A 25,701-nucleotide genomic window follows, 5' to 3' on the forward strand; every position below is an offset into this window, starting at 1 on the left:
TAATTAACACATTCCTACTGTACTGCTAATTTTACTATCATTATGATAATTTAATTTATATTTTCATAATGATTTGATAATATTCTGCCAATCTTTTTGTTATAATATCATAATTTATAATAGTTGTAAAGTTAAGGAGACTTTTGGTAAATTTATAAAAGGGCCTGACCCTTTTATTGATGTCGATTCAGTGCAAAATAATAAAGCTGAGATTTTCTAAATATAAGAAAATCTCAGCCTATAAATATGATCTTTATAACTCTGTGTACTTCTTGCTGTTACCTTTAGCTTTTTCTACTGGATATTTCTCTTCGTTTTTATCCATTTTGCTATTTATAATTTCCTCTAAATCTACTCCTAATGAATCAGCCATATGTATACAATAAACCATAACATCAGCCAGCTCTTCTAAAACATGTTCTTTATTATAGTTTTCTTCATCCCATAAAAATTCTTCTAGAAGCTCTCCTGCTTCTATGGATATAGCTTTAGATAGATTTGCTGGGGTGTGAAATTGACTCCAGTCTCTGTCATTTCGGAATTTTCTTATTCTATTTATTGTTTCTTTCATATTATTCACTCTTTCTATGCTTTTCCAGTTTTTATGTTTATTATAGCATATATTACATAAAATGAATTTCATAAAAATCTCTAAGTATTATAGAGTCATATTATTTTTTAACCTTTATATTATTTTATGTTGAACACAGCTCTGAGAAAATAATTCTTAACCCTGCAAAATACCCTTGAGGTGTAAAAAATTAAGAAAAGAATAATTGTTGTAGCTGCAATTATTAAATTTAATTATTCTCTTGCCTTTTTTGTTAATTTGTAGTATATTTGCAACATGATGTTTAAAAAATATTTTTTTAAGGAGGTTGAACTATGAATACAATTATATTATTTATTACATTTATAAAATTAAATACATGTACTTATTCATCTGTGAAACCTCGCGAAAGAACCGCTATGTGATATTTATTATTAACTTTTAGCGTTTAACTTTTATATTATTTTGCGTTGAACACAGCTCTGAATAGCTGTGTCTTTTTTGCGTTTAAAAGTTTATAAAGTTGCTTTGTTTAGCTTAGGGCACATTCAAAACTTATTATTTATCTTCATGCGCATGCGCCTAATTGAAAACTTTATAAATTTAAAATTTTAAACATCATGCAATATCTAGGCATATCAAACCATCAGATTATTGAAATCATATGCCAAAAAGGAGGAAATTTTATGACCTTATTTAAAAATCACATTGCAAAACAATGGAAATTATTACTTTTGCCTATGTTTGCTATGATAGTATCCATCTGTGCAGATAGCTCTTATCCTTACTTTCAAAAGATATTTATTGATAATATAATTCTTGGTCATATGGATAATTATTTAATTATATTTTTAATAGTTGTTGTTTCAGTTGCGCTAATTCATGGTTTATTTTCTTACTTAAATGAGTATTTGTTCGATAAATTCGCTCTTATAGTGTGTAAAAAATTGAGACAAGATTTATACTCTAAATTTCAATCTTTTGAATTCTCTTTTTTCGATAATAATAACACTGGTGAATTACTTTCGAGAATTATTGAAGATGTAGATGTAGTATGGGACACTCTATCCTTTGGACTGAGATTGCTATTGGAAGCAATAATACTTTTTTCAGTTTCTGCTTTTATAATGTTTAATATAAATAAAACTTTAACTATTATCTGCTTACTTGTTCTATTACCCGTTGCTTATATTGGAACAATTATGGACAAGAAGTTCTGGACTGTATATTCACAAATTAGTGATCAAACAGCAGAAATAAACTCCATAGTTCAGCAGGATGTTTCTGGTATCAGACTTGTAAAAGCTTTTGCTCGTGAAAAATATGAAATATCAAAATTTTTGAAAGTAAACAAAAAATTCTTTGATTTAAATGTTGAGCAGGCAAAAATAGTTGGGACTTATGGTCCTATAATTGAACTTTTAACAAACGCTGCACCAATTTTAATGATTGTTTATGGTGGTTATTTATGTATTCAAGGAAATTTAAGCTTTGGTAGTTTAGTAGCATTTACTAGTTATATTTTTAATCTTTCTTGGTGTGTAAAGAATTTAGGTTTTTTTATTAACTTACTTTCACAAAATAAGGCTTCTATGAGTAAAATTACTGATATTTTAGATAGAAATTCTCAAATTACTTCCAAGGAAAATGGTTATAACCCTACTGAAGTTAAAGGAGATATTATATTTAAAAATGTAAGCTTTTCTTATAACAATGTTGAAGTACTTCATGATATAAATTTAAATATTCCTCACGGAAGTACTGTTGCAATAATGGGTACCACTGGATGTGGTAAAAGTACCTTACTTTCTCTAATAGGCAGGTATTACGATGTGACTAAAGGAGAAATTTTAGTTGATAACGTCAATGTTAAGAACTGGAACTTAGAAACTTTAAGAGCTAATATGTCTGTTGTATTTCAAGATACTTTCTTATTTTCAGATACAATAAAAAACAATATAGACTTTGGAAGTAATAAATCTGAAAGTGCTTTAATTAAAGCTGTTAAAGATAGTGCTGCTTACTCCTTTATTAAAGAAATGCCAGAAGGTTTTGATACCATTATTGGTGAAAGAGGTCTTGGCCTATCAGGAGGACAAAAACAAAGACTTGCTATATCAAGAGCAATATTAAGAAAATCACCTATTTTAATTCTAGATGATTCAACTTCTGCCCTTGATATGGAAACTGAATTTAAAGTTCTTCAAAATCTAAGAAATGATAAGAAAAAAGCAACTACTTTTATAATTGCCCATAGGATATCTGGTGTAAAAGACGCTGATATAATTCTATTTATGAAAGATGGTAGAATTGTAGAAAAAGGTGATCATTCAAGTTTAGTAAAGGCTAAAGGTTACTATCATAGTGTATATTCTCACCAATTCCAAGATTTTGAAGCACTTACATTGGAGGCGAATTAATATGAATGATATTTTACATGAATCCTCTAAGATTCAAATAGTAAAAAGACTATTAACCTATGTTAAACCTTATAAACTGAAAGTTACTCTTGTAATTTTACTTTTACTTATTGTAATGGCTTGTAATTCAGTTACCCCTTATTTAATGAAAATATCTATAGATACTTTTGTTGCAGATAAAAATGTTAAGGCCTTATTTCTTCTTGGATGTGGGTTAATACTTATGAATGTATTTTCAATGATTTTATCTGGAATCAGAACTATCGCCATGTCTAAGATTACCAATCAAATCTTAGTGGATATTAGACATAGCTTATATACTCATATACAAACTTTAAGCTTTAATTTTTTTGATAATAGACCCGTTGGAAAGATTATTTCAAGAGTTGTTGGAGATGTAAATGCTCTTCAAAATTTATTAAATAATAGTATTGTAAATTTAATTCCTAATGTTTTTACTATTATCCTTGTAATTTGTCTAATGCTTATATTAAATCCAATGCTGGCTGGTATCTGCTTAATTACAATGCCTTTATTATTATTTGCAATGTTCTACATTCAGATTAAGGCAGATAATAAATGGAAAATCTTTAGAGAACATCGTTCTTCTTTAATTGGATACACTCATGAATCTTTATCAGGAATGAAGGTAATTCAAGGTTTTAGCAGAAAATATTACGCTAAAGATAAATTTGACAGCCATATTGGAAATCATGCAAAAGGTTTTATGACTGCTGTATTTACTCAAGATTTCTTTTGGCCATTTTTGACTGCCTTCCGTGGTTTAAGTATGGTAATTCTACTCGGCTCTGGATATGTGTTAAGCAAACAAGGGAATTTAAGCTTAGGGACTTTAATGGCATTTTTTATGTACATTGAAATGCTTTGGAGACCTATTATAAATCTCTCTTCATTTTATAATGCCTTTGTTACCAGTATGTCTGCTGGCGAAAGAATTTTTGATATTTTAGATACCAAAAGCGATATTGTAGATGAAGCATCAATTAAGGCTCTCCCTCAAATTAAAGGAGATATCGAATTTGATCATGTTACTTTTTCCTATACTAATGCTGATATTCCAGCCCTTAAGAATACTTCTTTTAAATTAAAAGCTGGCGAAAAAATAGCTTTAGTTGGTGAAACTGGTGCAGGAAAAACAACCATAACTAATTTAATTAGCAGATTTTATGACCCTACCTTTGGCTGTGTAAAAATTGATGGTGTAGATATAAAAGACGTCACTGTTGAAAGCTTAAGAAGCCAAATGGGTATAATGCTTCAAGATTCATTTTTATTTTCAACCTCAATTAAAGAAAATATACGCTATGGTAAATTAAACGCTACAGATGAAGAGGTAATACAAGCTGCAAAGGCAGTTAATGCTCATGGATTTATCGAAAAGCTAGAAAAGGGATATGATACTGACGTAAATGAAAGAGGTTCAAGACTCTCCCTTGGTCAGAGACAATTAATCGCTTTTGCAAGAGCTTTAATTGCAGATCCAAGAATACTAATACTAGATGAAGCAACTGCAAATATTGATACTGAAACTGAATTATTAGTTCAAGAAGGTATAAAAAAGCTTATGAAAGGAAGGACCTCAATAGTAATAGCACATAGACTTTCTACCATAAGAGATTGTGATAAAATTTTTGTACTTTCTAAAGGCAGAATAGTTGAGTCAGGTACTCATGATGAACTCCTTAAAAATCATGGTTATTATTATAAACTATATTCAGCCCAATACAGCTTCCTAAAGCAGGATGCTTAAAAAATTTAAGGCATCTAAAGAGTAACTAAAAAAGATAACAAAATAAATAACTTAGCTAACTCATTTAGGAGTTAGCTAAGTTAAAAACATATTAAATTAAGCTCTTTTTCAATTCCTCCTGATATATCTACCATATAATGCTTTTTAGGTACACATACGCCTGTTGTATTAAACCTTTTTGTCATAGCTTCACTCTCCATCTTTAAATAGTATGCTGCTCTGCAAAAATTACTAATAACTAATTTAATTTGTTATTACCATTTTAATACTTACATTATACCTTTAATTTATCTCTGTTTACTAGCACTTTCTAAATGTTTCAAATTATCTTTTATTAAAAAATTATTTCCTGCTCTAATTTTTTATTCAATTTAATTATTGTAGATAGAACGTCTGTATAGTCCTTATATTCTTCACTTTCTAACAATCTATTAATCTCATTTACATCATTAGTTGTAAGTTCCTTAGCATAATTAATATTTTCACGTAAGGTTTCACTATCCATGTTTAGAGTTTTAAATGGTATTTTTGTCTTTCTTTTTAAATGAACTAAAATTTTAAAACCCCCGGCATCAATATCACCAGAATGATAATAATTTATATGAGGATTTTCAGAATAAATTTTAATTAATAACTTTTGTCTAACACTATTATGATACCCACCTAAATAAATTACACCTCCATCTCCAGTATAATTATTAAATGATGTTAAATTTTCAATTGTCACCAGCTTACTTCCTGAAACTTTAATTTCTTTAATATTTTCTATATCCTTTGAGCTTACAGCTATACCTCCAAGAAAATCATTTGCATTTATTTTACTTTCTTTAAGCCTCAAGCTTATATCTCCTTTAAAATAAACATAGGTATAATTCTTCAAAATGTTATAATCATTAAGAACTTCATCACTAGAAAAGTCTTTTATAATCTTAATTATTTTGCCCTCTATAGCTTCATACCTTTTGGAATCCCCATAAACTTTGACAGAAAAATTTCTTCTAAAAATTTCTTCATCTTGCTTTAGCACTTCATCTATACCTTTTAATATATCTTTACATTCCGATACATTATCAATATCTAAATATTTTTTTACAGATCCATTACTCTTAAGTTTATCTGTAATATATGTTGCAAAGTTCCCAAGAGCATCTTCCCCTTCTTTATAACTTTCCAATAATGTGGAAACTTCATCTTCTTTTTGCTTTTTTTCTTTCCTATTGAGATATAAATATGCTGCTTCTATATTCTCAAGATTTAATTGAATCTTTTCTATAATATGGCTTTTGTATCCTTTTCCCTTATATACTTTTATAAGTTTTTCAATTTCTAACTGATTACAAGCTACATCAATTTCTTCTTTATATTTGTAATTTAGTTCATCAAAATATTCCTTTATACTTTTCAAATTAAATTTCAAGTATATCTGTGTATCTCTTAACGCATCGCCCTTATAAATGACACTGCTTTCATAAGAATCAATTAACTTATCTAATAGTATTTTTTTATAATTTCTCATTTATCATATCCTCTATAATACTGAATTTATCTGCTTTTATTGCAAGAAGCACTGTATTTACGTAAGGAGTTATAGGCTCAATTTTTTGTGGTGGTGCTCCTATTAATAATTGCAGCTGAGAATTAAATTTATCATAAAATTCCATCATAGACATAATTCTTGCATCATCCATTTTATCAAAGGCTTCATCAAATAATATAATTCCTATAGATTCTGAAGATGAAGATACCCCTTTGTAAAGCTGCAGAAATGATGCTGCCATTGCAACATAAAATGGAGTTTGAGTTTCTCCTCCACTCTTTTCCCTGCATACTTTAGAAAATAATGATGTGGTATTATCACTATATTTAATCTCTATATCATAGCTCATATAATTTCTATAATCAGTTAATTTAATAAGTTCTGCTTCATTACTCTCATTATCTAAAGTTAACTTGTCAAATAATTCATTTAGGAGTTCCTTATGCTTATTTTCATAAGTTGTACTAAATAAAGTGAAACCTTCACCTATATTTTCATTATCCATTATCATATCATAATACTCTTTATTTTCTTTGCTTTTCCCAATTTTAAACTCGTATTCTTCATTTCCAAATTTGACATCTTTAAGCCCCTTATTTAATCCCTTAAATTCGGATTTTGCAGTATTAATATTTTCTTGAATTTTAGATAAAAAGTGCTCCTTAAACTCTTCTTCTGCATTTTTCCTTGAAGTTTTAACTTGCTCTTCGTATTCGATAACTTTACTTTTTACAAGATTATCAAGTTCATCTAAAAAAGTATTAATACCATTTATCCCGACTTCTGCTCCGAAATCATAAGTAATATTATATGATCCCTGAAGATTCTTTAAATCTTCTTCAGTTTTTGATAATTTAGTTTTATTTCCTTCCTTACTCACATTAAAATTATTTTTAATGACTTCAAAAGATTTGCTTTCAGTTTCTTTGATAAATCTCTCCTCGGCCTCTTTAGCTAAAGATCCAATTTTATTTTTATTTTCCTCTACCTGCACTTTTTTTATAGAAAGAATTCTTCTTTTGTCATCAATAATATTATTAATTGAAGATAAATTTCCTTTTTTATTAATCAATTCATTTTCTATCTTCTTCTTACTTAAATTTAAACTTTCAATTTCCTCTTGAACTTCATTAAGTTTTATTTGAAGGGCCATATAGCTGTTATTCTTTTCTAATTCAAAAATCTCTTCCTTAAGTGTTGAAACCTTATTACTTATATCCACTATTCTTTTTAAAACATCACACTTTTCCCTTAAGTTTTCAAGCTTAAGCTTATTAATTATTTTAATTATATTTGTAACTATACTAATATTTTCTTTTAAAACATTAATTTCAGATAGCAATATATTAAGATTAGCTTTTGCCTGCTCTAATTGATATTTATAAGCATCTTCACCTATGTAAGGAGTTTTATATATCTTTGGATTTATAGCTCTTGCGACATTATTTTTATACATCATACATGTAGGTGTAATTGATGTCTTATGTTCTTTCAACTCTGAAACATTAGTGCATCTTATTACATTTCCTAATATCATATTAATATATCTTTTGGCATCAGTGCTTTTTGAAACCACTACCTCTGCTAAAGAATTTTCAAGAGGATTATCATATTTTGCAAGACCTCCGGTGTTTATTACTCCAACTGAATGTAATCCTTGTGCTTTACTTAATCTCTCATAAATTTTAAGTACTGAATCAAAATCTTCTTCATCTACAATAAGATAAAATCTCTGAGTATTTAAATACCCTTCAACAGCATTTTTCCAAACTGGATCTGTAACTTCCAATAATTCGCACAAGATTTTGGGAACAATTTCTCTTCCTAGTTTTCTTGTTTCCTTTATAATTTCCTCTTTTAAAAGTATAACTTCCTTAGGATATTGAAGATTTCTCTTTTCAAGTTCAGAAATTTGTTTTTCTATATCTTTCCTATTATCTTCTTTCTGTTTTAATTCATACTCATTCCCAGCCCTATACTTTTCCTTATCCTGTTTAGTTTTATCAATTACATTTTCAGTATTTATTGATGTTGTTTTATATTCTTCTATACTATTTTCATCTAGTGAAATCATTTTATTGTAAAAATCACCTATAGTATCCGTATCCAATAGAAGTCTGCTTAATTCTTTAATATAAGATTTTTGTTCACTAAATTGTTTTAAAAATCCATTTTTATTTTCTTTTTCATGTCTATAATCTTTTTCAGCTTGTTCTAAAGAATTCTTCATAGCCTTTAGCGCATTATATTCAGAATTAGAATACAAATCGGCCTGAATATTATTAGCAATCTTTGTTTTATCATTTATTTCATCATAAATAACATTATTCTTGTTAATTAAAGTATCAATATTAACATTCAAAGCGGTAATTTCTTTTATTTTTTGTTCAATTTCCTCTTTTAATAGCTCTTCTTCTGCTTTTAATACTATAAATTCATGAAGACTTATTGTCCTTGAAATACTTTCATATGAAGAGTACTTAACTTCTATTTCCTCGAGCTTTTTAATTTTTACTTTTACTTCATTTAAAATATCTTCAAATTCTTTAAAAGTTCGTATATTTTCCCTAAGTTCATCAATATTAACCGATTTTTCTTCTAGTATGTAAGTATACACAAACTCTTTAACATTAGAAATCGGTTTAAATGCTAAAGCCTTTGGAAGCAATTCAAAAAATTTTTCATTTAGCCTTCCAAGTCTGTGAGAGAAATCCTTTTTAGCATCAACTATCCTTGTTGATGAAAATGTCATATTTAATTCTTTTCCATACAATCTAAAATTAGCTATATCAGCAGGTTCATTATTAACTATAAAAGTTACATCTTCAAATCTGCACTTTTCTACTCTATACCACAGAATCTTTTCTGAAGTTTCAGAAGCTGAATCAATTACTGCTCCAATTATAAAATAATTCTTTTTACTTTCCTCATAAAATTCCAAGGCTACGTGAGCTGAAACATCTCCACTTCTTTCAAATTCATTGTCTTCTCTTCCTGTCTTAAATCTTACATATCCCGATAAACTTCTTTTGGAATTTTCATTAGCTGCCTTATTAAAGTTATTTTTAGAACAAGTTAAGACAAATTGAATAGCATCTAAAATTGTAGACTTTCCTGCACCATTTTCTCCAGATAAAAGAGCTGAGTTTTTAATTTCAATTGTTTCATCCTTAAATGCATGCCAATTGACTAGCCTAATCCCCGTTAACCTCTTCATCATCTTTTACCCCCTTTCTTTTATAAGTTTCTAATTTTTCATAAATACTAGTTATATTTTCGCTTCTTACTATCATTTGAATTGTTGGATAAACTATGATTCTCGCATCACTCAAAGTAATATCTCTATCCAATGTTTCGATGATATTAAATTTTTTTAAAGTTCTTAATGCCTGCCTAAGTAATGTTTTATCCATTAACCTATCTTTAAACCCAAGAGCCATAAACCTGCTTTGTATTTCTTCTATTTCCACAATCACAACTTGAGATAAGGATAATTCCTGCATTTTTTCCTGATATAAAATCCTTAGTATTAAAAGAGTAATACTATCAATAAGTTTTAATGAAATCTTATTATTTCCAAATTTATTAATAAGCTGTGCCGCTTTTATAGATTTATTAATTTCAAGTTCAAATCCTAGTGGTTCAAAATATTCATTAATTGCATCTTTATGTCCTTCTGCAAAATAATAATCCTTTTTTGTGTCTTCCTTTTGCTTGCAAATTAAACAATAGCTTAATAGTTTATTACAAACCCGTTTAAATTCATCTTTCTCCTTAATGGACAGTGAATCATATATCAAAATTACTTCCTCCATATCTCAAAGTTTTTAAAAGTAAATCCATTATTCGAAGCAATAATATCTTTTCTGTTAATGGAATACTTAGACAAAATATGATTACCATATAACCTTATATAAATGATCTTAATAAAATCATCTACACTATTTATCTCAATTTCACTTGCAAGAACCATCTTTTTATCTCCTAAAAGTTCATCAACTATTTCATTTACCTTCTTAGGAGAATACTGTTTTTCCTGCTTTTTCTTAAATTCGTCAATTTTTCTTTGACGCTCTTCCCTTGATAGTGTATCACTTAAAATCTTACCTGGCTTAAAGGACTTTTTTCCTTCATTTGCAATATACAGAGATGTTTCATCTACATAACCATAAGAATACAAAGTGAATAAGTCTGTAACTTCCTCCAGATAATCTGATGATAAACTTAGTTCAAGTTCTTTATATTCATTACTTATGTACTCTAAAATTCCTTTTATGATACCTGTCATATCTTTAGAATTGTTAAGTAAAAATTTAGCCCTAGTTACAGCTGCTCTTATGTATTTAGCATTCTTACTATCAATATCATGCATAATATCGTCTAATTCATTAAATGCATTTATTATGTTATGAACTATATCCTTAACTTTTTCTATTCCCTCATCTAATGAGCCCAATTCTTCATCTTCTCTGTAAAACTCTCCAGCTTCACTTAAAAATTCACTATTATTTAAACTTTCATTAAGCTTTTCAATAATTTTAGGCCTATATTTTGAGACATTTTCTGAAGTTTTTAATCTATGATATGCTTTGTCAATTACTTCTTTAGTATAGTTTCCAAAGAACTCTTGCATTATCTCTTCAGGTGTTTTCTGTTTAGTTAATCTATCCATGTACTTTTTTATATTTGAATTTAAGTTTTTTAATCCACTTATAATTCCTTTAGTGTTTTCAAAAACCTGTTTAATAACTACTCCTGCTTTTTCATTTGAGTACAGCATAGAATAAATACTTATTATATTTCCTTGATACTCTAAAGATTCTTTACTTACTATTTTTAAGAAAGCTTCTAAAATAACAATTGCATAATCATGAAAATTTATAATTTGTTTATAGTCATTAGTCTGTTCTGGATAAATCCATCCATAATTAATTAGCTTTCTAATCAAATAATTTGCTTTTTCCCTATTATTGTTCAACTGTTCATCTTCTTCATTTTCAATATCATAATTAATTAATCCTAAATATTCTTCAATTTCATCAACTAATATGTCTTTATCAATACCATAGGACAAACCATTTTGAACCAATTTATATATTAAAGAAATAATTTTAATATATAGAGTCTTTCCTTGGCTGGAAAGTGGAACAAAAAAGTTTTCTGGAACTATTTCAAATATATTAATTTCCTTCATTATTTCTCCTTAAATTCTCTATTTTACTTATATATTACCATATTTCTTATTAGAATTATATTCAGTAATATAATTAAAGCTGAGACTTCCTAAAATATATGAAAATCTCAGCTTATACTATATATTTTCTTAATCAACTCGAAACTTTTGACTTTCTATTCTCTTAACGTTTGATAAAAACTAATCTCCATTTAAATCTATACTCTGTATAAAAATAAGGCATACAAAAATTTGTACACCTTTCGTTGATTTATATTTAATTCGAAAATTAGATATAATAGCTCTAACTTATTATTCTTATTATATAAAAAGTTCCTTAATAAAATCCCCTAACATTGATGTTTACTATAAATTGTTATATTGTTAACTTTTTTCATTCTAATCTTCTTAACTTTTTTTATTCTTAAATTGTAAAAAACTTTTATTCAAACCCATATTACTTTAAAAGAATATTTAATGTAAACTTCAAAAACATATTAATTTTTAACAAGGTTTATTGAAATATGTAATTATTCTCCATCTAAATGCGAATCTAATATTTGGATCTTCACAAAAGTATTAGGATCTGTTTTTTTAACTTGATCCCATTTCATAAATACTCACTCCTTTTATCAAACATATAATTTGGCATATAATTTATTTCAGCAATTCACCTTTTGATACTGGCCATTCTATATAACTTTTTATATCTCATTTTCTTACCTCGATCATATCATAAATTTAAATTTTAATTTAAATGCTCATATGTCTATTCTATAATCATTTACACTTGTTATCATGTGACTTACTTAATAAGGTTTTATTATTTATCGTTTATAATAAGCGACTTGCTGCTAATTAATATTCAAATAATCATTATTATTAATCTTTACTTCACCTAGTCCTTTAATATTAAACAGCTGTTCTGTTGTTTTTGGCTTATTCTCAACAAGATTATTAATCGTGCTACCAGAAAAAGCATAATGATATTTTAAAGCATTATATCCTTCTTCTTTTTATAAACTCGAATAAATTCTCCATCACTATTTATATTTACGTCTCCCAAAAGCTGTTTTGTCTCAATAACACAAATATATTTCTTTGTTATAATCAAATATTGATTATATGATATTTTATTGAGAAAGATATGATGATATGTACATTTAATATAATCAAAAAAAGAATGTACTAAAATATTTTAATACATTCTCTCTATTTCTATTATTTTAAAAATACTTTTCTACATCTTTTATGCTTTCAATATCCAAAATATCTTCAATAATTAAATTCAATTTATCACTATCTAAATTTTCTATTTTTTCATTATAATCACTATTTAAATCTCCAAATTTTTTAATAAGTAAATTTTCAACTCTTCTTATATCCTTTAATCTAGAACTTTCTCTTTCTTTTTCTATCCCCTTTTCTATTCCTTCTTTCTCAACTTTTTCTTTCATCTCTTTAATCATAAATGCATTATTAGCCACCATATTTTCCACTCCTTCTCTATTAGCTTCTAATATTTCAACTACATTTTTTCTTATAGTCTCATCAACAGTATTTCTAAGCCAATGCTTTAATATTTCTTTTTCTCTATTTGTTAATTTATTAAATTTTCTTCATTTAAATCATTTGCCCAAGATGCATTGAGTATTTCTTTAACTAAATTCAAAAACACTATTTTATTTGAATAAAGATCCTTATAGGATCTATCATGTATATTATTAATAGCCTTTTTATAACCCATTATTTTACCTCAATTATATCATAAATTTAGATTTAAGCGCTCATTTATCTATAATATAATTATTTCCAATCGTAAGTAAAATACACGTACATATGTTCTCGTTTAAAAAATAAGCTAATATTCTCTAAATTCAGAAAATTTTAGCTTATTTTTTAAACTTTAAATTTTAATCTTTAATATTTCTTCTTTACTGAGTTTTGAATATTTAATTATTTTCTCTATTGGCTCATTATCTTTCAGCATCTCTAATGCTATCTCTAATGCCTTCTTTTTTTCACCTTCTTCTCTGCCCTTTTCTATTCCTTCTTCTATTTTCTCTCTATCTCTTTCCAATAAAGTCATGTAAGATCTTGATTGTGCTTCGCACTTTTTCACAATGTGCACCTCCACTGAAATATCACTTTTAACTTCCTTCACTCTTCTATGTATATTCTTAACAAGATTTCCTTTAGCATGCTTTACCTTATAATCTGTTGAATCTTCTACATAAGCAAGGAATTCCAATAGCTCATCACTTAAATCATTCATAATTCCTTTGGAATTTAATATTATTTTCTGAGCTTCATCGTTTAACATTATACTACTATCTTCTAAGCACATATTTTGAAAAGTATATTTATGGCGGCCTTTATCAAATAAATCAAATGTGCAGATAAATATAATATAACTTTTTGCTAGTTTTCTATAATCTTCACCTTTACTTATTAGGTCTAAATCAATGTTTCCTTGATAATATTGAAACCTTTTAGTTTAAAGTTTTATTCATCTTACTACCTTTACCTTTTTTATCTTTTGTTTAAATTTTAAAAGGAATTGCTTAAAATCAGCAATTCCTTCTAATATAAATTTGGTTAATGAGCATCATTTAGTATTTAATATAATTTTACTTGGGGATATACCATACTTGATTAAATATTGTTTTGTTTTTTCACTATTAACATAAAACACAGCCTCATCACACTCGTCAAATGCATCACGTCCTATACTTTCCACACTATCTGGAATTATTATCCTTTTTAAACTAACACACCTTTCAAATGCACTATCTCCAATACTAGTTACACTATCTGGAATTGTTACATCTGTTAAAAACTCACAATTATAAAATCCTCTATTTCCTATGCTTTTTATCTCAATATCTCCTATTTTTCCTGGTATAACTAATGGAATACCAGTTTTTCCCGGACCCCAAGGGACATTTCTATTAAATTTTACAATTCCGCTAGTTGACTTAAGAATATCAAACTCCCCAGCTTTAATACATTCTATCCCAACTCCATTATCATCTAAATACCAGCCATCTACATCTTGATTCTTTTCCATATATCCAAAAGTACCGAAATAATACCAGTTTCCAGAAATATATCTCCAACCTTTAGCCCATGAATCGCCCTCTGAATACCACCAGCCATTAGAATTTTGTTGCCATTCTGCACTTGCACCTATTGGATTTAATAATAATACTGAAGCTACTACCAATACACTAGCTATTACTTTTGTTAATTTTAACTTTTTCATATTCTCCCCCACTTTTTACCACTTGATTTTAAATTAATGTTTTATTATATTTTAACATAATTACCAATAATATTCGCTTGTATCACAAAACAGTAACTTTATCTATTTTTATATCCTCCTTCCAACTTCTAACATTTTTACTGTATCCTCCGCTAATTCCTTATCAATAGTACTTCCAGGCATAAATCTTATCTTCTTAAAAGCTCCTTAATACACTTCATAGGCCTTCTCATAAACTCATCCCTAGAAACTCAATCACATTTTCTCCTATTACACTCATTATGTTTTTATCATCAACAATAATTTTCACATTATCTATATTAAAAGCTTTAATTTTACTTTTATCATCGATATTATTATCTGTTTCAATGGATATTTCACTATAACGTCTATTTAGCTCCTTTAATGCTTGCTTCTAGTTGTTCTCTACCTTTTAATGATCCAACTAATACCTCTCTTTTTAAGGAAGCTCGACTCACATTCGTTCGCTGAGTAAGCGATTCACTCAAAATCATAGATTTTGGTTCTCTGCTTAAAGTATTCATCTTTTAAATAATCCTTTTTCCCTACAGGCTCTATTGCTCTTTCATAACTTGAGTAAGAAGACTCATCAATGATTTCATCTAGAAAATCTTCTATGAGATTTGTAGTTGAAGGCAGAAACGGTATTGCTCCTATATTAACTTCTTCTATACTCCTATAAAATTTATGATTTTTAAATTCTTCTTCATTATTATATGGGAACAATACAAATGCTCCAAAGATACAGTTATTTATAGATTCACTAGGATTTTTTATTTTATCTTTACGTTCTAATAATTTATCTTTGTTATTTATTGCACTTCCTGCTTTTTTCATAGGTGCGTAAATAATGGCATCTCTATTAAGTTCCGAATTGTGCTTCGCACTCTTTTTATAGGTGTGTATTGTATTAATATCCTCTTCCTTATGGGCAGCACTTCCATATGCCTGAATATATTCTGGAGATGTATCTATCTTATATTTTGCATCAAATATAAATTCATATGATTTAATGCTGCTATATTTATGCATTGAATGAAGAAGTTTCTCGACAACTAGATCAAAAAACTCTAGTGAAAATAGCTAATTTCTTCGGTGTATTTGTTGATTATCTTCTCGGCAGAACTAACATTATTACTTCGGACAAACAACAAAAATCTAATTTAGCAGAACAGTTTACTTTAAAGCTCATTGAGCAGCTTGAAAATGACGGCTATACAATTACTGAAAAAGATCTACCAAATTTAATATTGGCAGCTAAAATAACATTGGCGCAAAATAAAAAAAATCAAGATGATTAAAGTTCATCCTGATTTTTTTATTACATAAAGATAAATATTCATTTTTTACTATAGAAATTCGATTCAATAACTCTTGTAGTTCCTTATAACTAATATTAATTTTTAATCCTTTCGCCAACAATTCACTTACTTTTGTTTCTATAGCTTCATCTCCCTACAAATGTTAATAACATTTTACAATAATATTCACTTTTATGCAAATATACGTTCGCACATAGAATGATATATAATTTAATTGATAGGAAGTTGTATTTAACTAAATTGATTCATATGTAATCTGTGTAATTAAATATACTTAATTTTCTTTTGTAACAGCTATTTGGCTATAAGCTGTTATATTATTAAACATCCAATTTGGAATATCCCAGCCATTATTATTAACTTTTCCAAATCGCTCAATAAAAGTTTCATTACTTAATTCAGGTATTAATCCATATCTATCCATCAATCCTAGAACTAATTCCCCTTCTAAATCTCCATTTCTAGATGTTTCATACCACCATTCAGCAGCTTCTCCACAATAATCCAATTTGCTAAAAATTTCATTTACTTTTTCCCAATCTTGATATTTATCATTCCTTCTCACATAATGTAGTGCAAGATTAATTTTTGCATTCTGACTGTTGTTTTTAATTTCATTTTCCAAAAGCTTAGGTATGTCAGGCAATTCAATTTTTCCATTTATCTCATTTCTTCTAAGCATATACGCTAGTGATACTGAAGCTCCTTCCACATCATCTTTGTATGCGTCATAAAATAATTGTGTCGCTAATTCATAGTCATTGAACTTATATGCAGTTATTCCCAGATAATATTTTTCTTCCGCATCACTCTTATCCAATACTTCATTTATAATACTTTTCCCTTTATCTATATCTAAAGCAAGATCCAATCCATTTTTCAATCTTATTCCATATTCAAATTTAGCTGTTACAATACCATGCTTTATAGCTTTATGCAAATATTTACTTGCATGTGATTTATGTCTTTTTATGCTCCTTCCACTGAACAATCTTCTCCCCAATCTGTAAGCCGCATAGTAATCGCCCTCCTTAATTGCATCATTTAATAACTTATGTCCAAGTCGTAAATCTTTTTCAACATAGAATCCATCTAACAACATCTCTCCATACTCCACCATAACCCCAGTTTCTTTCTTTTTACATAATTTTTCAATCAAATCAATTCCTTTAATATAATCTCTCTGTATTCTATCTCCTTTAATCAGCATCATAGCTAGCTTTTCTTGTGCTTCCTCATAACCTTCACTTGATAAGTTGCTCAGAATTGCAATTCCTTTATCTATATCTTGTTTTACATATTTTCCATTAATATGAACCATAGCCAAGAAAATACCTGAACTTTCATCTCCTTCAGCGAAAGAGGCTTCTAATAAATTAATTCCTCTATTTATATCTTGATTAACTTTCTTCCCCTTTACTAATCTTTTTCCAAGATAATATTGAGCAGTAGAATTTTTACGATTGCTGCATTCTTCTAATAATTTAATTCCTCTGTCTATATCTTCAACAACCTTTTCTCCATTTATAAGCATTTCTCCGTAAAGTATCATTGTCCTTTCATCTGATTCTAAAATATTTTTTTCAAATAAACTTACTGCTTCATCAATATTATTAATTTGTAATTTATTCTCAATAATATTAATGGCCAATAGCCTTCTTGCATTTTTATTTCCAAGTTCTATAGCTTTTCTTAATAAATTTTCACCCTTAGGTTTATTTTTAATTACGCCATCACCATTAATTAATCTATCCCCATATTGACACATCGCATCTGAATTATTTTGATTTATCAAATCTTCAAATATTTTTTTACCTTGATTTTCATTTCTTTTTATAGCCTTCCCATCTAGTAATCTTCTCGCAAAATCCATCTTAGCGATATAATCATTAGATTCCACTGCATTCATCAGATAATTTTTACCTTCCTCTATATTTTGTTCTAAATATTTCCCATCTAATAGCATATTGTATAAGTTTCTTTTTGCTGCTGTATTTCCTTTTTCAGCAGAGCTTTTTAACAATGCCATTCCTCTAAATTTATCTTGGGCGATATTTCTTCCACAAATTAGCATCTTCCCCAAAATACATTCTGCCATAGTCTCCTGGCATGCTGCATCTTCTAATAATTCTATTCCTTGTTCTACCGAATACTCCGGAAATCTTAATTTAACAATTGCTTCTCCTAAAATTGTTTTTGCTAATTCATCTCCATCATTTTTAGCTTTTATTAAAAGTCTTTTTGCCATGTTCGGATCATATGGAACGTCAATTCCATTTAGTGTCATAAAAGCCATAATTCTCGTTGCTTGTCTATCTCCCCATTCTATGCAATCATTTAGTAGTTTTAATGCTCTTTCAATATCTTTTTTCACAGTTCTTCCATTAATAAAAATATCAAATAAATTCAATTTTGCATAAATATTTCCACAAGATGCCGCTTCATCAAGTAACCTAATTGATTTATTCACATTGTATTCATCAGAATAATTATTAATCAAAGTTAATGCATATGAAACTTTAGCCTCGGTATCCCCTCGTTCAACTGCATCAAGTAGCAATGTTTCTCCTAATTCTTTATCTTGCATAATATCTACTCCATTCGCAAGATTATATCCTAATATTCTCATAGACTCAACATCTGATTTACTTACGCAATATTTCAGTAAATCTATACCTTCTTCAACATTTCTATCTACTCCATCGCCACGAATTAAACTTATTCCTAATAATCGCATAGCATCTACATTATTATTTTTTGCTTCTTCTCGCAATAGCTCCAATACCATTTCTTTTTTTTCTTCAGATAATTTTTTATTTAAAATTAATCTCCAGCACTCTAATATTGCCGACGAATCTTTGCCTTCAATTAATTCATAGATTAATTGACTTCCTAATTCTGCATCTCCTCTAGTTATATTAAGCCTTGCAAGCTTTCTTTTTGCCTTTATATTTCCAGAGTTGGATACTTCCTCTAACATCCTAAACCCTTCTAATTTATCTTCTTCAATTCCATTTCCATAAATTAATCTCTCTGCTAAATCAATTTTCGCATCTATATTACCTAGTTCTATTGCTTTTTCAATCAATTTTAGTCCTTCATCTACATTCCTTTCCATTGATACTCCGTCTAACATAAATCTTCCCAAGAAAAGCATAGCCATTGTATTATTATCTTCAATTAATTCACATAAAAGTTCTCTTCCTTGAAGTGGATTCGGTTTAATTCCATTCCCACTAATAAGCATAGCTGCCAAACTTAATTTTGCATCTACATCACCATCCTTACTCGCTTCGAAAAGTAATTTTTTACCCTTTTCCGAATCTCTTTTCAAATAAATACCACTAATCAATACTTTTCCTAAAATGGATTTAGCCATCGAATCACCAGCTTCGCAAGCTTCTTTAAGTAAAACTTCAGCCTTAGATATGTCTTGTGATACACATTCTCCTATCATATAACAATATCCTAAAAATGTTTTTGCTTTACAATTATTAAGTTCCGATGCGGATTCTATCATTTTCATGAAATACTTTTCCATTTGCTTGTTTTCATAGTACATAAGCATACCAACATGATATAAATACTCATCTTCATTATTATCTTTTTTCTTGGAGATAAAATTATTAAAATTCTTATCCAATTGGTTCTCGTTGATTAATTTCTTTTTAATTAAATACTTAAAGAAAGCTATTGCAAAATTATATTCATTTTTAATATTATTACAAATCCAACTAAACAAGTCAGATACAAATATTTCCATATCACTATTGCTAAAAAAATTCTCAATAACAAATTTCGCTAATTCCCCATTGGCAAGTTTAGCTTTATTATTTATATATACTATTTGTTCATCAACTTTGTTGAGAAATTTTTTTATCTTTGGCAACCTTACATCATAGCCTTTAAAATTCAAATAAGATTGAATTTTATCCAAACTAATAAAATTAATTGTTTCAAAAAGAGCCAAAATAAGAAGAGTTTCCTCTAAAATATCTGTATGAAATAGTATCCATTTATTTGCCAATCTTTCAAATTCCTCTGTATTCTTTTTATGTATTTCATTCTCATAATCCTTTAAATATTCTAATATGTCTTTTTCACTAATTCCTACTTTTTCGATTAAAGATTTAATTAATTTAATATTTCCATTTGTTTTTTCGTAAATCTTATCTATAACTTCTATATTTTCAATATCAGCAAAGGACAAATTGAGTATATGTGATATTTCTTCTTTACTTAACTCACTAATTGTTACTACATTTTCTCCAATATGTGTATCCCTATTAATTTTGTCTAAGCTTTTATTATCTTCAATGGTACAAAATACAATATGCGAATTACTTGGTAAATCAGTGAACAAATTTTTAACATCATCCTCATAATCATTGGCTAATTCCATAGAATCTATAAAAATATATATTTCACCATGTTCTAGAATAAAATTAGCCAGAACTTCTTGTATTATTTTTTTGTAAATATTATAAACATTACTTGTATTTGTTTTATTTACCTGCATTTGATTTCCAGACCACATATTATATTCCTTTGTAACTTGGTCTAGTATTGTTTCATCAATTTTATTTACCAATGTAACATTAGTTTGGTAAATGATAGATTTAATTAAATCGTAAATATTTTTAGAGTGCTTAAACGAATATAGTATAATTGATAAACTTAATTCTTTACCATACTTTTCATCACTTAATTTTTCAACTAATTTTCCTATTATAGATGATTTTCCAGATCCATTTTTTCCTTTTATAATTATAGTATCATTTTCTAATATTTTATTATAAATTAATTCTATATCTATGTTTCTTTCTGCATAATTACATTGTAATTCAATATATTCATTTTTTATTACCGATAATAGCTGGTTCATATCCTTATCTTCAGACTTACCAATTTTAATTTCAGACGTCCAACATAATAATTTTTCTTCATATATGTAAGTTGGGAGAATTATACATAGTATCATTTGACACTTTAATGAACTTTCGCTATATTTTCTAACTTCATATTCATTTCCAGAATCTAAAGCATCATATATTTCCATTGCCTCTACCAACACTTTTACATATTGATCATCAATGCAACTTTTTCCCTCTGAATCAATAATATATTCTAATAATTTTGATATAGACACTTCCCCAGGAAATAGCCCTGGAATAATATCTGTTGAAATTTTCTTCCAAAACCAAATAATTGAGTCATAAATTGATTTTAAAGCGACTATTCTATTTTCATCATTATCACTTCTTATTTCATTAAAATGTTCTTGCAAGTTGATTATTATCTCGAAATACTCAGCATTTTGATCCTCTAATGAAAATTTATACAGTAATTTATCTAATAATACTATTATTAGATCTATGTTATTTACTAAGTTTTTATATTTTAAACTATACTTCGATATAATTTTAATATTTTCATTAATAAGATGTTTGTTTCTAAAAAATCCTGTACCATAATTTTTTTTTTCTACAATAAATTCACCTAAAAGATTATTTGTTTTTAGATAATTTATATCTGAATGCACAAAATTAAATATCGCCATTTCTTCTTTGGTCGAGCTTTCTCTAGCTATAGTTTTTTTTTTATTTATCTTACAATTAATTTTAAATAAGCCTTTTCCTTCCTTGGCTTCATCTGTATTACTTACATACGCATGAAGAGGAATATGATTATATCTTCTATAGTTTAAAATAATTTCACCTAATTCGGGATCATAATCTAAAATAGAATATCCATTAGAGTAAATTCTATTCTCACTTCTTATATTACCAGCAAAATTTATAGGTGCAATTGAAAAAAATAATTCTCCATAACTCCTATTTGTGTTCCATGTGCTACCTTTATGTACATGTCCACAAAATAACAAATCATAATATTCAAATAATAAGCTTTCTATGCTTTCCCTATCAAACTTAGCTAACCAATCCGGTTGGTGATGCATCAACGCAATCTTAATATCACAATCTTTAATCTTCTTATAGCCATTTATTATTTGTCTTTCACCTAAAAGAATTTTTTCTTTATCTGTTTTACTATTATAACAACGCCACGCTGTATTTAAGCAATTCACACCTATTGTTGTTCCTTCAATATTAATCACATAACTAGATTGAAAATTTGTAATATCTTTGCTCAATACGCAATTCTTATAATATTCTTCTTCAAATTTCTTATATGGTAATATTCTTTCAATTCCTTCCAAAGTATCTTCATCAATGAATTTATTCACTGAATCTGTATCTCCTAAATCAGCCGTTAATCCTTTTTCTATTCGAGGTGAATCTACATTCTCGTCAATATCATGATTTCCTGGAACAAAAAAAAACTTTTCATATCCTAATCCAAATTCATTTTTAATAGGCTCAATCACATTTTCAACGAATAATTTTAATGCATTTTCTATACCTCCTAGGGATTTACCACCTTTATCAATTAAATCTCCAGTTATTAATACTAAATCAATTTTTTGATTAGAATTATATTCATCTAGATCCTTAATAAGCGCTGGTAAAACAAATTCCTGAAAGTTCTTTAGGTCCTCTTTATTTAAATGTATATCCGATAAATGTACTATTCTCATTATTCTCCCCCTAATACAATTTTTTGACATATAATTAACCATCGTTTAATCTCTACTAGTTTATTCTTAATTATAACATATATTTAAGAATAAATTACATAAAGTAACAAAAATACCACAAATTCATTTCTCTGAATATTGTGGTATTTTGTTAATATAAAAATTTTAAGAATTACTCTTAAATATTTCATTCATATATACATTTCTATATTTATTTAACGTAACAAACTAAATGATTTATTTCTATACCTTCTCCCATCAGATAATTGACTTAAGTCCGAAAAATATTTTTTGCAATACTTTGATTCTCTAGAATTTGTCCATGCTTTATTTATCTGAGTAATAGCATCAAATGCAAGACCAACACCTAACATTTCGCTAGCAAGGCTTTGAGCAATGAACGGATTTGAATGGGTTGCCACCCATATTCCTAATGAGATTTTTACTACCTCTCTACCTAACTTAAAGATTTCATATAAAAATTCATTATAAATGTCATCAAATGAATTAATACTACTTTTATTCAATGAACCTTCCTCTATTTCCTTGTAATATTTATCCATTCCATCATGAAATGCATGTAGTTTATCTTTAAACTCCTTACTGTTTCTTAATTTAATAATATCTTTAAGATCAATTTGAGATAGATTATTTGGTAAATGTAATTCCATTTTAGTTCTTGTCACCTGAATTTTTTCATAGTTAAATTGTGTTGTATAGTCCTTTCTTATTGCCATTGCATATCTATCCATATATGGTCTATCCGTAAAAGCTTCCATCCTTTTTTTCACTAATTACATGTGACAAAATGCTCATATAAATCAAACCAATTTCTTCTGGAATCTGTATCCCATTATTAGTTCTATGTCCTATCCCGTTTTCCATACAAAAATGAGACCATTCCCAAGTATATTTCTCGTCGTATAATATATATTTCTGATTATCTACGCATTCCCATTCTTTTCTTAATTCTTTACCAAAATACCTAATGGCTCTACTCGCTCTTATCGGCCTAAATATTCTAATATACCTTTCAGGCTCTCTTAATATTTTATCCATAATTTCAAGTGAATCAAGAGAAGCATTTTACCCATCCATATAATCAGGCCTATATTTATTTATTAATTAAGTCAGTCTCTTTATATACATATTGAATTTCTTCGCTTAGATTTTCATCTGCAGACTCTGGTATTATTAAATTCACCTCATAAAAATATAGCAAAGCAAATTTTAGCCAATCTAAATCTTTAAATTCAAAAGACGGATAATATAAAATATTTTTCATTTTGTTCTCCTTTTGTCTTTTTATATAAAATTAATATTATAACTTAGTGATTATGCCAATCATCGAATTTATAGTTTGGTAATATCTCTGCATAAGCAGAACATATAATCATCCCATCTCCAACATTACTTGAACACTGAAATATTGAGATATCGCCATTTAATACTAATATATCTGGATATATTGTTGAAATAAGATTATCTATATCCATCATAAGAAAATACTTCAAACAAATTTCTCTCGCCGACATGACATTTTTGCCTGGCTCATATTCTGTATCAATCAGCTCATAAATATTATCTGGTAGATTACCATAAATTAACTCTATTAATTCCTCCTCATTATTTGATAAATGATTAGGCATTTTTTCTGGAATTATAAATGATGTTAAACTCCCATCAGCTTCTTCCCAAAATGAGAAATCACAATCAACAAAGTCCATAATAATGAATTTTAAAAATCTATCTTCAATCACATCTAAATTTTCAATAACTTCTTTTTGCTTTTCTTCATAAAACGCTCCAAGTTTTTCTATTTTTTCATTTTCACTCATACCCACCAAAGTAAAATCCATATATAAAAACATATCCTAGTTGATAAAAAAAGTATACTATTAAGAAGCTTAGCAGCGTCCAAGAATACTTTGGATATGGTAAGTCCATTAAAAATTCAACTAATTTATGATTTTTAATATTTTCTTTAATTTCTTGTAATTCATCTATTAACTCTGCTTTATTTTCCATTAATATTTACTCCTATTTATCTTTAATTGATTAAAACTCCATAACATACAAGTGCTAATTTTCTTCAAACATAATTATTATTCTATACATTACATTTCACCCTATAAACCTGCTTTATCAAACTAAAAATATACTCCAATTCCTCATCATCAGATATTTGAATCTCATAATCCCCGTTGCCCCAATGACAAGTTTTAGACATATCTTTTGCAAGGTGTTTTGAATCATCTATAGTTCCCCACTTAGCGTTTAACCAAATCTTTAATGCTCTCTTTTGTAAATGTATATCTATCATAATTTTATTGTTATAAACAAATCCAATCTCTAATTTTTTAGCTCTTATAGTGATGTTGTCATTTAATGAAGTTATATATTCTTTAATCCTATTATATAAATCAATGATTTCTTCAGAAGAATTTTTGAAATGATCTTCTTCTGTATATACAATCACTTCATCAATTACATTTCTAGTTTGAGCATTTGTATTTGTTTTGGTTATTGTTTTTATTGATTCAGATGTTTTAGATGGCTTAATATTATTAAAATAAACTGTATTATTAGAGAATTTCTTAACTTCCCATAGTTCGAAAGGTAAATCTTTAAAGTTGATTGACTCCTTTTGATAATTATTAAATGATGGCGATACGAATATAACTCTTGTTTGACCAATCAATATCATCTCTCTTTAAAGTCGTATTACAATTTTCATTGTATTCAAGTATAAACTCAGCCTTATTATTTAATAATAGAGATAAATAAGCATAACCTTGATCTATTACACTAAAGCTACTTGTATTTTTATACTCAATTATTACAAAAGCCTTGCTACTCTCATCAAAAGCTAAAGTATCTAATCTGAAATTATTAAAAGCAAATTCTCTTTTAATAAACTTTAATCCAAATATATTTTCTAAATTACTTTCACATAATTTATGTAATTCTATCTCTTTTTTGAATAGTATTTCTTTTATTTCGTCTAGCTTGTCTTCATTTATTTTGTATAAAAACATATATTA

At 27.5% G+C, this 25,701-nt stretch carries 20 protein-coding genes and 2 pseudogenes; 3 read left to right on the top strand and 19 right to left on the bottom strand.

Going from position 1 to position 25,701, the window contains the following annotated elements; translation table 11 throughout:
* Window positions 1-253: 253 nt before the first annotated feature.
* Window positions 254-571: a nucleotide pyrophosphohydrolase gene (locus PZA12_RS14365; RefSeq protein WP_012058997.1), complete on the bottom strand. Its 318-nt coding sequence runs from the start codon at window positions 569-571 to the stop codon at window positions 254-256.
* Between the two features lie 665 nt (window positions 572-1,236).
* Here PZA12_RS14365 and PZA12_RS14370 point away from each other — a divergent pair.
* Both PZA12_RS14370 and PZA12_RS14375 read left to right on the top strand, forming a co-directional pair.
* Window positions 1,237-2,970 (top strand): ABC transporter ATP-binding protein, encoded by a 1,734-nt coding sequence (locus PZA12_RS14370; protein ID WP_103699091.1) that lies wholly within the window; start codon window positions 1,237-1,239, stop codon window positions 2,968-2,970.
* A gap of 1 nt (window position 2,971) precedes the next feature.
* Entirely contained in the window at window positions 2,972-4,741 is a 1,770-nt protein-coding gene (locus tag PZA12_RS14375; protein WP_103699092.1) for an ABC transporter ATP-binding protein, read from the top strand.
* 334 nt (window positions 4,742-5,075) lie between these two features.
* On the opposite strand, the gene PZA12_RS14380 is transcribed toward PZA12_RS14375, so the two are convergent.
* The 10 genes and pseudogenes from PZA12_RS14380 to PZA12_RS14420 all read right to left on the bottom strand — a co-directional run bounded on the left by PZA12_RS14380 (window position 5,076) and on the right by PZA12_RS14420 (window position 15,769).
* Window positions 5,076-6,257 (bottom strand): Wadjet anti-phage system protein JetD domain-containing protein, encoded by a 1,182-nt coding sequence (locus PZA12_RS14380; protein ID WP_103699093.1) that lies wholly within the window; start codon window positions 6,255-6,257, stop codon window positions 5,076-5,078.
* A complete protein-coding gene (locus tag PZA12_RS14385) occupies window positions 6,244-9,498 on the bottom strand; it encodes an ATP-binding protein (RefSeq protein ID WP_103699094.1) in 3,255 nt (1,084 codons plus the stop codon). The genes PZA12_RS14380 and PZA12_RS14385 overlap by 14 nt, the downstream gene beginning before the upstream one ends.
* A complete protein-coding gene (locus tag PZA12_RS14390) occupies window positions 9,473-10,078 on the bottom strand; it encodes a DUF4194 domain-containing protein (protein WP_077307161.1) in 606 nt (201 codons plus the stop codon). Before PZA12_RS14390 ends, PZA12_RS14385 begins: the two co-directional genes overlap by 26 nt.
* Window positions 10,079-10,080: 2 nt before the next feature.
* Window positions 10,081-11,472, bottom strand: coding sequence for a Wadjet anti-phage system protein JetA family protein (locus PZA12_RS14395; protein ID WP_103699095.1), 1,392 nt, complete (start codon window positions 11,470-11,472; stop codon window positions 10,081-10,083).
* An 833-nt stretch (window positions 11,473-12,305) separates the two neighbouring features.
* Window positions 12,306-12,425 (bottom strand): annotated as a pseudogene (locus PZA12_RS24960) (HRDC domain-containing protein); the annotation flags it as partial.
* A 252-nt stretch (window positions 12,426-12,677) separates the two neighbouring features.
* Complete coding sequence (locus PZA12_RS14400) at window positions 12,678-12,941, bottom strand: DUF4351 domain-containing protein (protein ID WP_103699002.1); 264 nt, start codon at window positions 12,939-12,941, stop codon at window positions 12,678-12,680.
* 110 nt (window positions 12,942-13,051) lie between these two features.
* Complete coding sequence (locus PZA12_RS14405) at window positions 13,052-13,198, bottom strand: hypothetical protein (RefSeq protein ID WP_181006029.1); 147 nt, start codon at window positions 13,196-13,198, stop codon at window positions 13,052-13,054.
* A gap of 159 nt (window positions 13,199-13,357) precedes the next feature.
* Window positions 13,358-13,945: pseudogene (locus PZA12_RS14410) on the bottom strand (Rpn family recombination-promoting nuclease/putative transposase); the annotation flags it as partial.
* A 114-nt stretch (window positions 13,946-14,059) separates the two neighbouring features.
* The gene (locus PZA12_RS14415; protein WP_103699003.1) at window positions 14,060-14,716 is read right to left on the bottom strand and encodes a leucine-rich repeat domain-containing protein; all 657 of its coding nucleotides are present in this window, start codon (window positions 14,714-14,716) and stop codon (window positions 14,060-14,062) included.
* Between the two features lie 501 nt (window positions 14,717-15,217).
* Window positions 15,218-15,769 carry a nuclease domain-containing protein gene (locus PZA12_RS14420; protein WP_103699004.1) on the bottom strand — a complete coding sequence of 184 codons (552 nt, stop codon included), beginning with the start codon at window positions 15,767-15,769 and terminating at the stop codon, window positions 15,218-15,220.
* Between PZA12_RS14420 and PZA12_RS14425 the strand changes: the two genes are divergently transcribed.
* The gene (locus tag PZA12_RS14425) at window positions 15,769-16,038 is read left to right on the top strand and encodes a hypothetical protein (protein ID WP_103699005.1); all 270 of its coding nucleotides are present in this window, start codon (window positions 15,769-15,771) and stop codon (window positions 16,036-16,038) included. The two genes, PZA12_RS14420 and PZA12_RS14425, sit on opposite strands and share 1 nt — an antisense overlap.
* Before the next feature lie 295 nt (window positions 16,039-16,333).
* Here PZA12_RS14425 and PZA12_RS14430 read toward each other — a convergent pair whose 3' ends face one another.
* The 8 genes from PZA12_RS14430 to PZA12_RS14465 all read right to left on the bottom strand — a co-directional run bounded on the left by PZA12_RS14430 (window position 16,334) and on the right by PZA12_RS14465 (window position 25,695).
* Window positions 16,334-22,657, bottom strand: coding sequence for a metallophosphoesterase (locus tag PZA12_RS14430; protein ID WP_181006030.1), 6,324 nt, complete (start codon window positions 22,655-22,657; stop codon window positions 16,334-16,336).
* 215 nt (window positions 22,658-22,872) lie between these two features.
* Window positions 22,873-23,436: a hypothetical protein gene (locus tag PZA12_RS14435; RefSeq protein WP_103699007.1), complete on the bottom strand. Its 564-nt coding sequence runs from the start codon at window positions 23,434-23,436 to the stop codon at window positions 22,873-22,875.
* The gene (locus PZA12_RS14440) at window positions 23,417-23,716 is read right to left on the bottom strand and encodes a hypothetical protein (protein ID WP_103699008.1); all 300 of its coding nucleotides are present in this window, start codon (window positions 23,714-23,716) and stop codon (window positions 23,417-23,419) included. The genes PZA12_RS14435 and PZA12_RS14440 overlap by 20 nt, the downstream gene beginning before the upstream one ends.
* Window positions 23,717-23,771: 55 nt before the next feature.
* The gene (locus PZA12_RS14445) at window positions 23,772-23,942 is read right to left on the bottom strand and encodes a hypothetical protein (protein WP_181006031.1); all 171 of its coding nucleotides are present in this window, start codon (window positions 23,940-23,942) and stop codon (window positions 23,772-23,774) included.
* A gap of 43 nt (window positions 23,943-23,985) precedes the next feature.
* Complete coding sequence (locus tag PZA12_RS14450; protein WP_242984871.1) at window positions 23,986-24,495, bottom strand: hypothetical protein; 510 nt, start codon at window positions 24,493-24,495, stop codon at window positions 23,986-23,988.
* Window positions 24,488-24,685, bottom strand: a complete 198-nt coding sequence (locus tag PZA12_RS14455; RefSeq protein WP_103699009.1) for a hypothetical protein — start codon at window positions 24,683-24,685, stop codon at window positions 24,488-24,490. The genes PZA12_RS14450 and PZA12_RS14455 overlap by 8 nt, the downstream gene beginning before the upstream one ends.
* 82 nt (window positions 24,686-24,767) lie before the next feature.
* Entirely contained in the window at window positions 24,768-25,358 is a 591-nt protein-coding gene (locus PZA12_RS14460) for a DUF5655 domain-containing protein (RefSeq protein ID WP_242984872.1), read from the bottom strand.
* Window positions 25,315-25,695: a hypothetical protein gene (locus tag PZA12_RS14465; protein WP_242984873.1), complete on the bottom strand. Its 381-nt coding sequence runs from the start codon at window positions 25,693-25,695 to the stop codon at window positions 25,315-25,317. Before PZA12_RS14465 ends, PZA12_RS14460 begins: the two co-directional genes overlap by 44 nt.
* Window positions 25,696-25,701: the final 6 nt, after the last annotated feature.

It is taken from the genome of Clostridium beijerinckii (genome assembly GCF_036699995.1).
GTDB lineage: Bacteria > Bacillota > Clostridia > Clostridiales > Clostridiaceae > Clostridium > Clostridium helianthi.

What these genes read in the sequence shown, in the direction of transcription:
- PZA12_RS14365 (WP_012058997.1), bottom strand. Translation starts at nt 571, where the DNA reads ATGAAAGAAACAATAAATAGAATAAGAAAATTCCGAAATGACAGAGAC.
- PZA12_RS14370 (WP_103699091.1), top strand. Translation starts at nt 1,237, where the DNA reads ATGACCTTATTTAAAAATCACATTGCAAAACAATGGAAATTATTACTT.
- PZA12_RS14375 (WP_103699092.1), top strand. Translation starts at nt 2,972, where the DNA reads ATGAATGATATTTTACATGAATCCTCTAAGATTCAAATAGTAAAAAGA.
- PZA12_RS14380 (WP_103699093.1), bottom strand. Translation starts at nt 6,257, where the DNA reads ATGAGAAATTATAAAAAAATACTATTAGATAAGTTAATTGATTCTTAT.
- PZA12_RS14385 (WP_103699094.1), bottom strand. Translation starts at nt 9,498, where the DNA reads ATGATGAAGAGGTTAACGGGGATTAGGCTAGTCAATTGGCATGCATTT.
- PZA12_RS14395 (WP_103699095.1), bottom strand. Translation starts at nt 11,472, where the DNA reads ATGAAGGAAATTAATATATTTGAAATAGTTCCAGAAAACTTTTTTGTT.
- PZA12_RS14400 (WP_103699002.1), bottom strand. Translation starts at nt 12,941, where the DNA reads ATGGTGGCTAATAATGCATTTATGATTAAAGAGATGAAAGAAAAAGTT.
- PZA12_RS14405 (WP_181006029.1), bottom strand. Translation starts at nt 13,198, where the DNA reads ATGGGTTATAAAAAGGCTATTAATAATATACATGATAGATCCTATAAG.
- PZA12_RS14415 (WP_103699003.1), bottom strand. Translation starts at nt 14,716, where the DNA reads ATGAAAAAGTTAAAATTAACAAAAGTAATAGCTAGTGTATTGGTAGTA.
- PZA12_RS14420 (WP_103699004.1), bottom strand. Translation starts at nt 15,769, where the DNA reads ATGCATAAATATAGCAGCATTAAATCATATGAATTTATATTTGATGCA.
- PZA12_RS14430 (WP_181006030.1), bottom strand. Translation starts at nt 22,657, where the DNA reads ATGAGAATAGTACATTTATCGGATATACATTTAAATAAAGAGGACCTA.
- PZA12_RS14435 (WP_103699007.1), bottom strand. Translation starts at nt 23,436, where the DNA reads ATGGAAGCTTTTACGGATAGACCATATATGGATAGATATGCAATGGCA.
- PZA12_RS14440 (WP_103699008.1), bottom strand. Translation starts at nt 23,716, where the DNA reads ATGGATAAAATATTAAGAGAGCCTGAAAGGTATATTAGAATATTTAGG.
- PZA12_RS14445 (WP_181006031.1), bottom strand. Translation starts at nt 23,942, where the DNA reads ATGAAAAATATTTTATATTATCCGTCTTTTGAATTTAAAGATTTAGAT.
- PZA12_RS14450 (WP_242984871.1), bottom strand. Translation starts at nt 24,495, where the DNA reads ATGAGTGAAAATGAAAAAATAGAAAAACTTGGAGCGTTTTATGAAGAA.
- PZA12_RS14455 (WP_103699009.1), bottom strand. Translation starts at nt 24,685, where the DNA reads ATGGAAAATAAAGCAGAGTTAATAGATGAATTACAAGAAATTAAAGAA.
- PZA12_RS14465 (WP_242984873.1), bottom strand. Translation starts at nt 25,695, where the DNA reads ATGTTTTTATACAAAATAAATGAAGACAAGCTAGACGAAATAAAAGAA.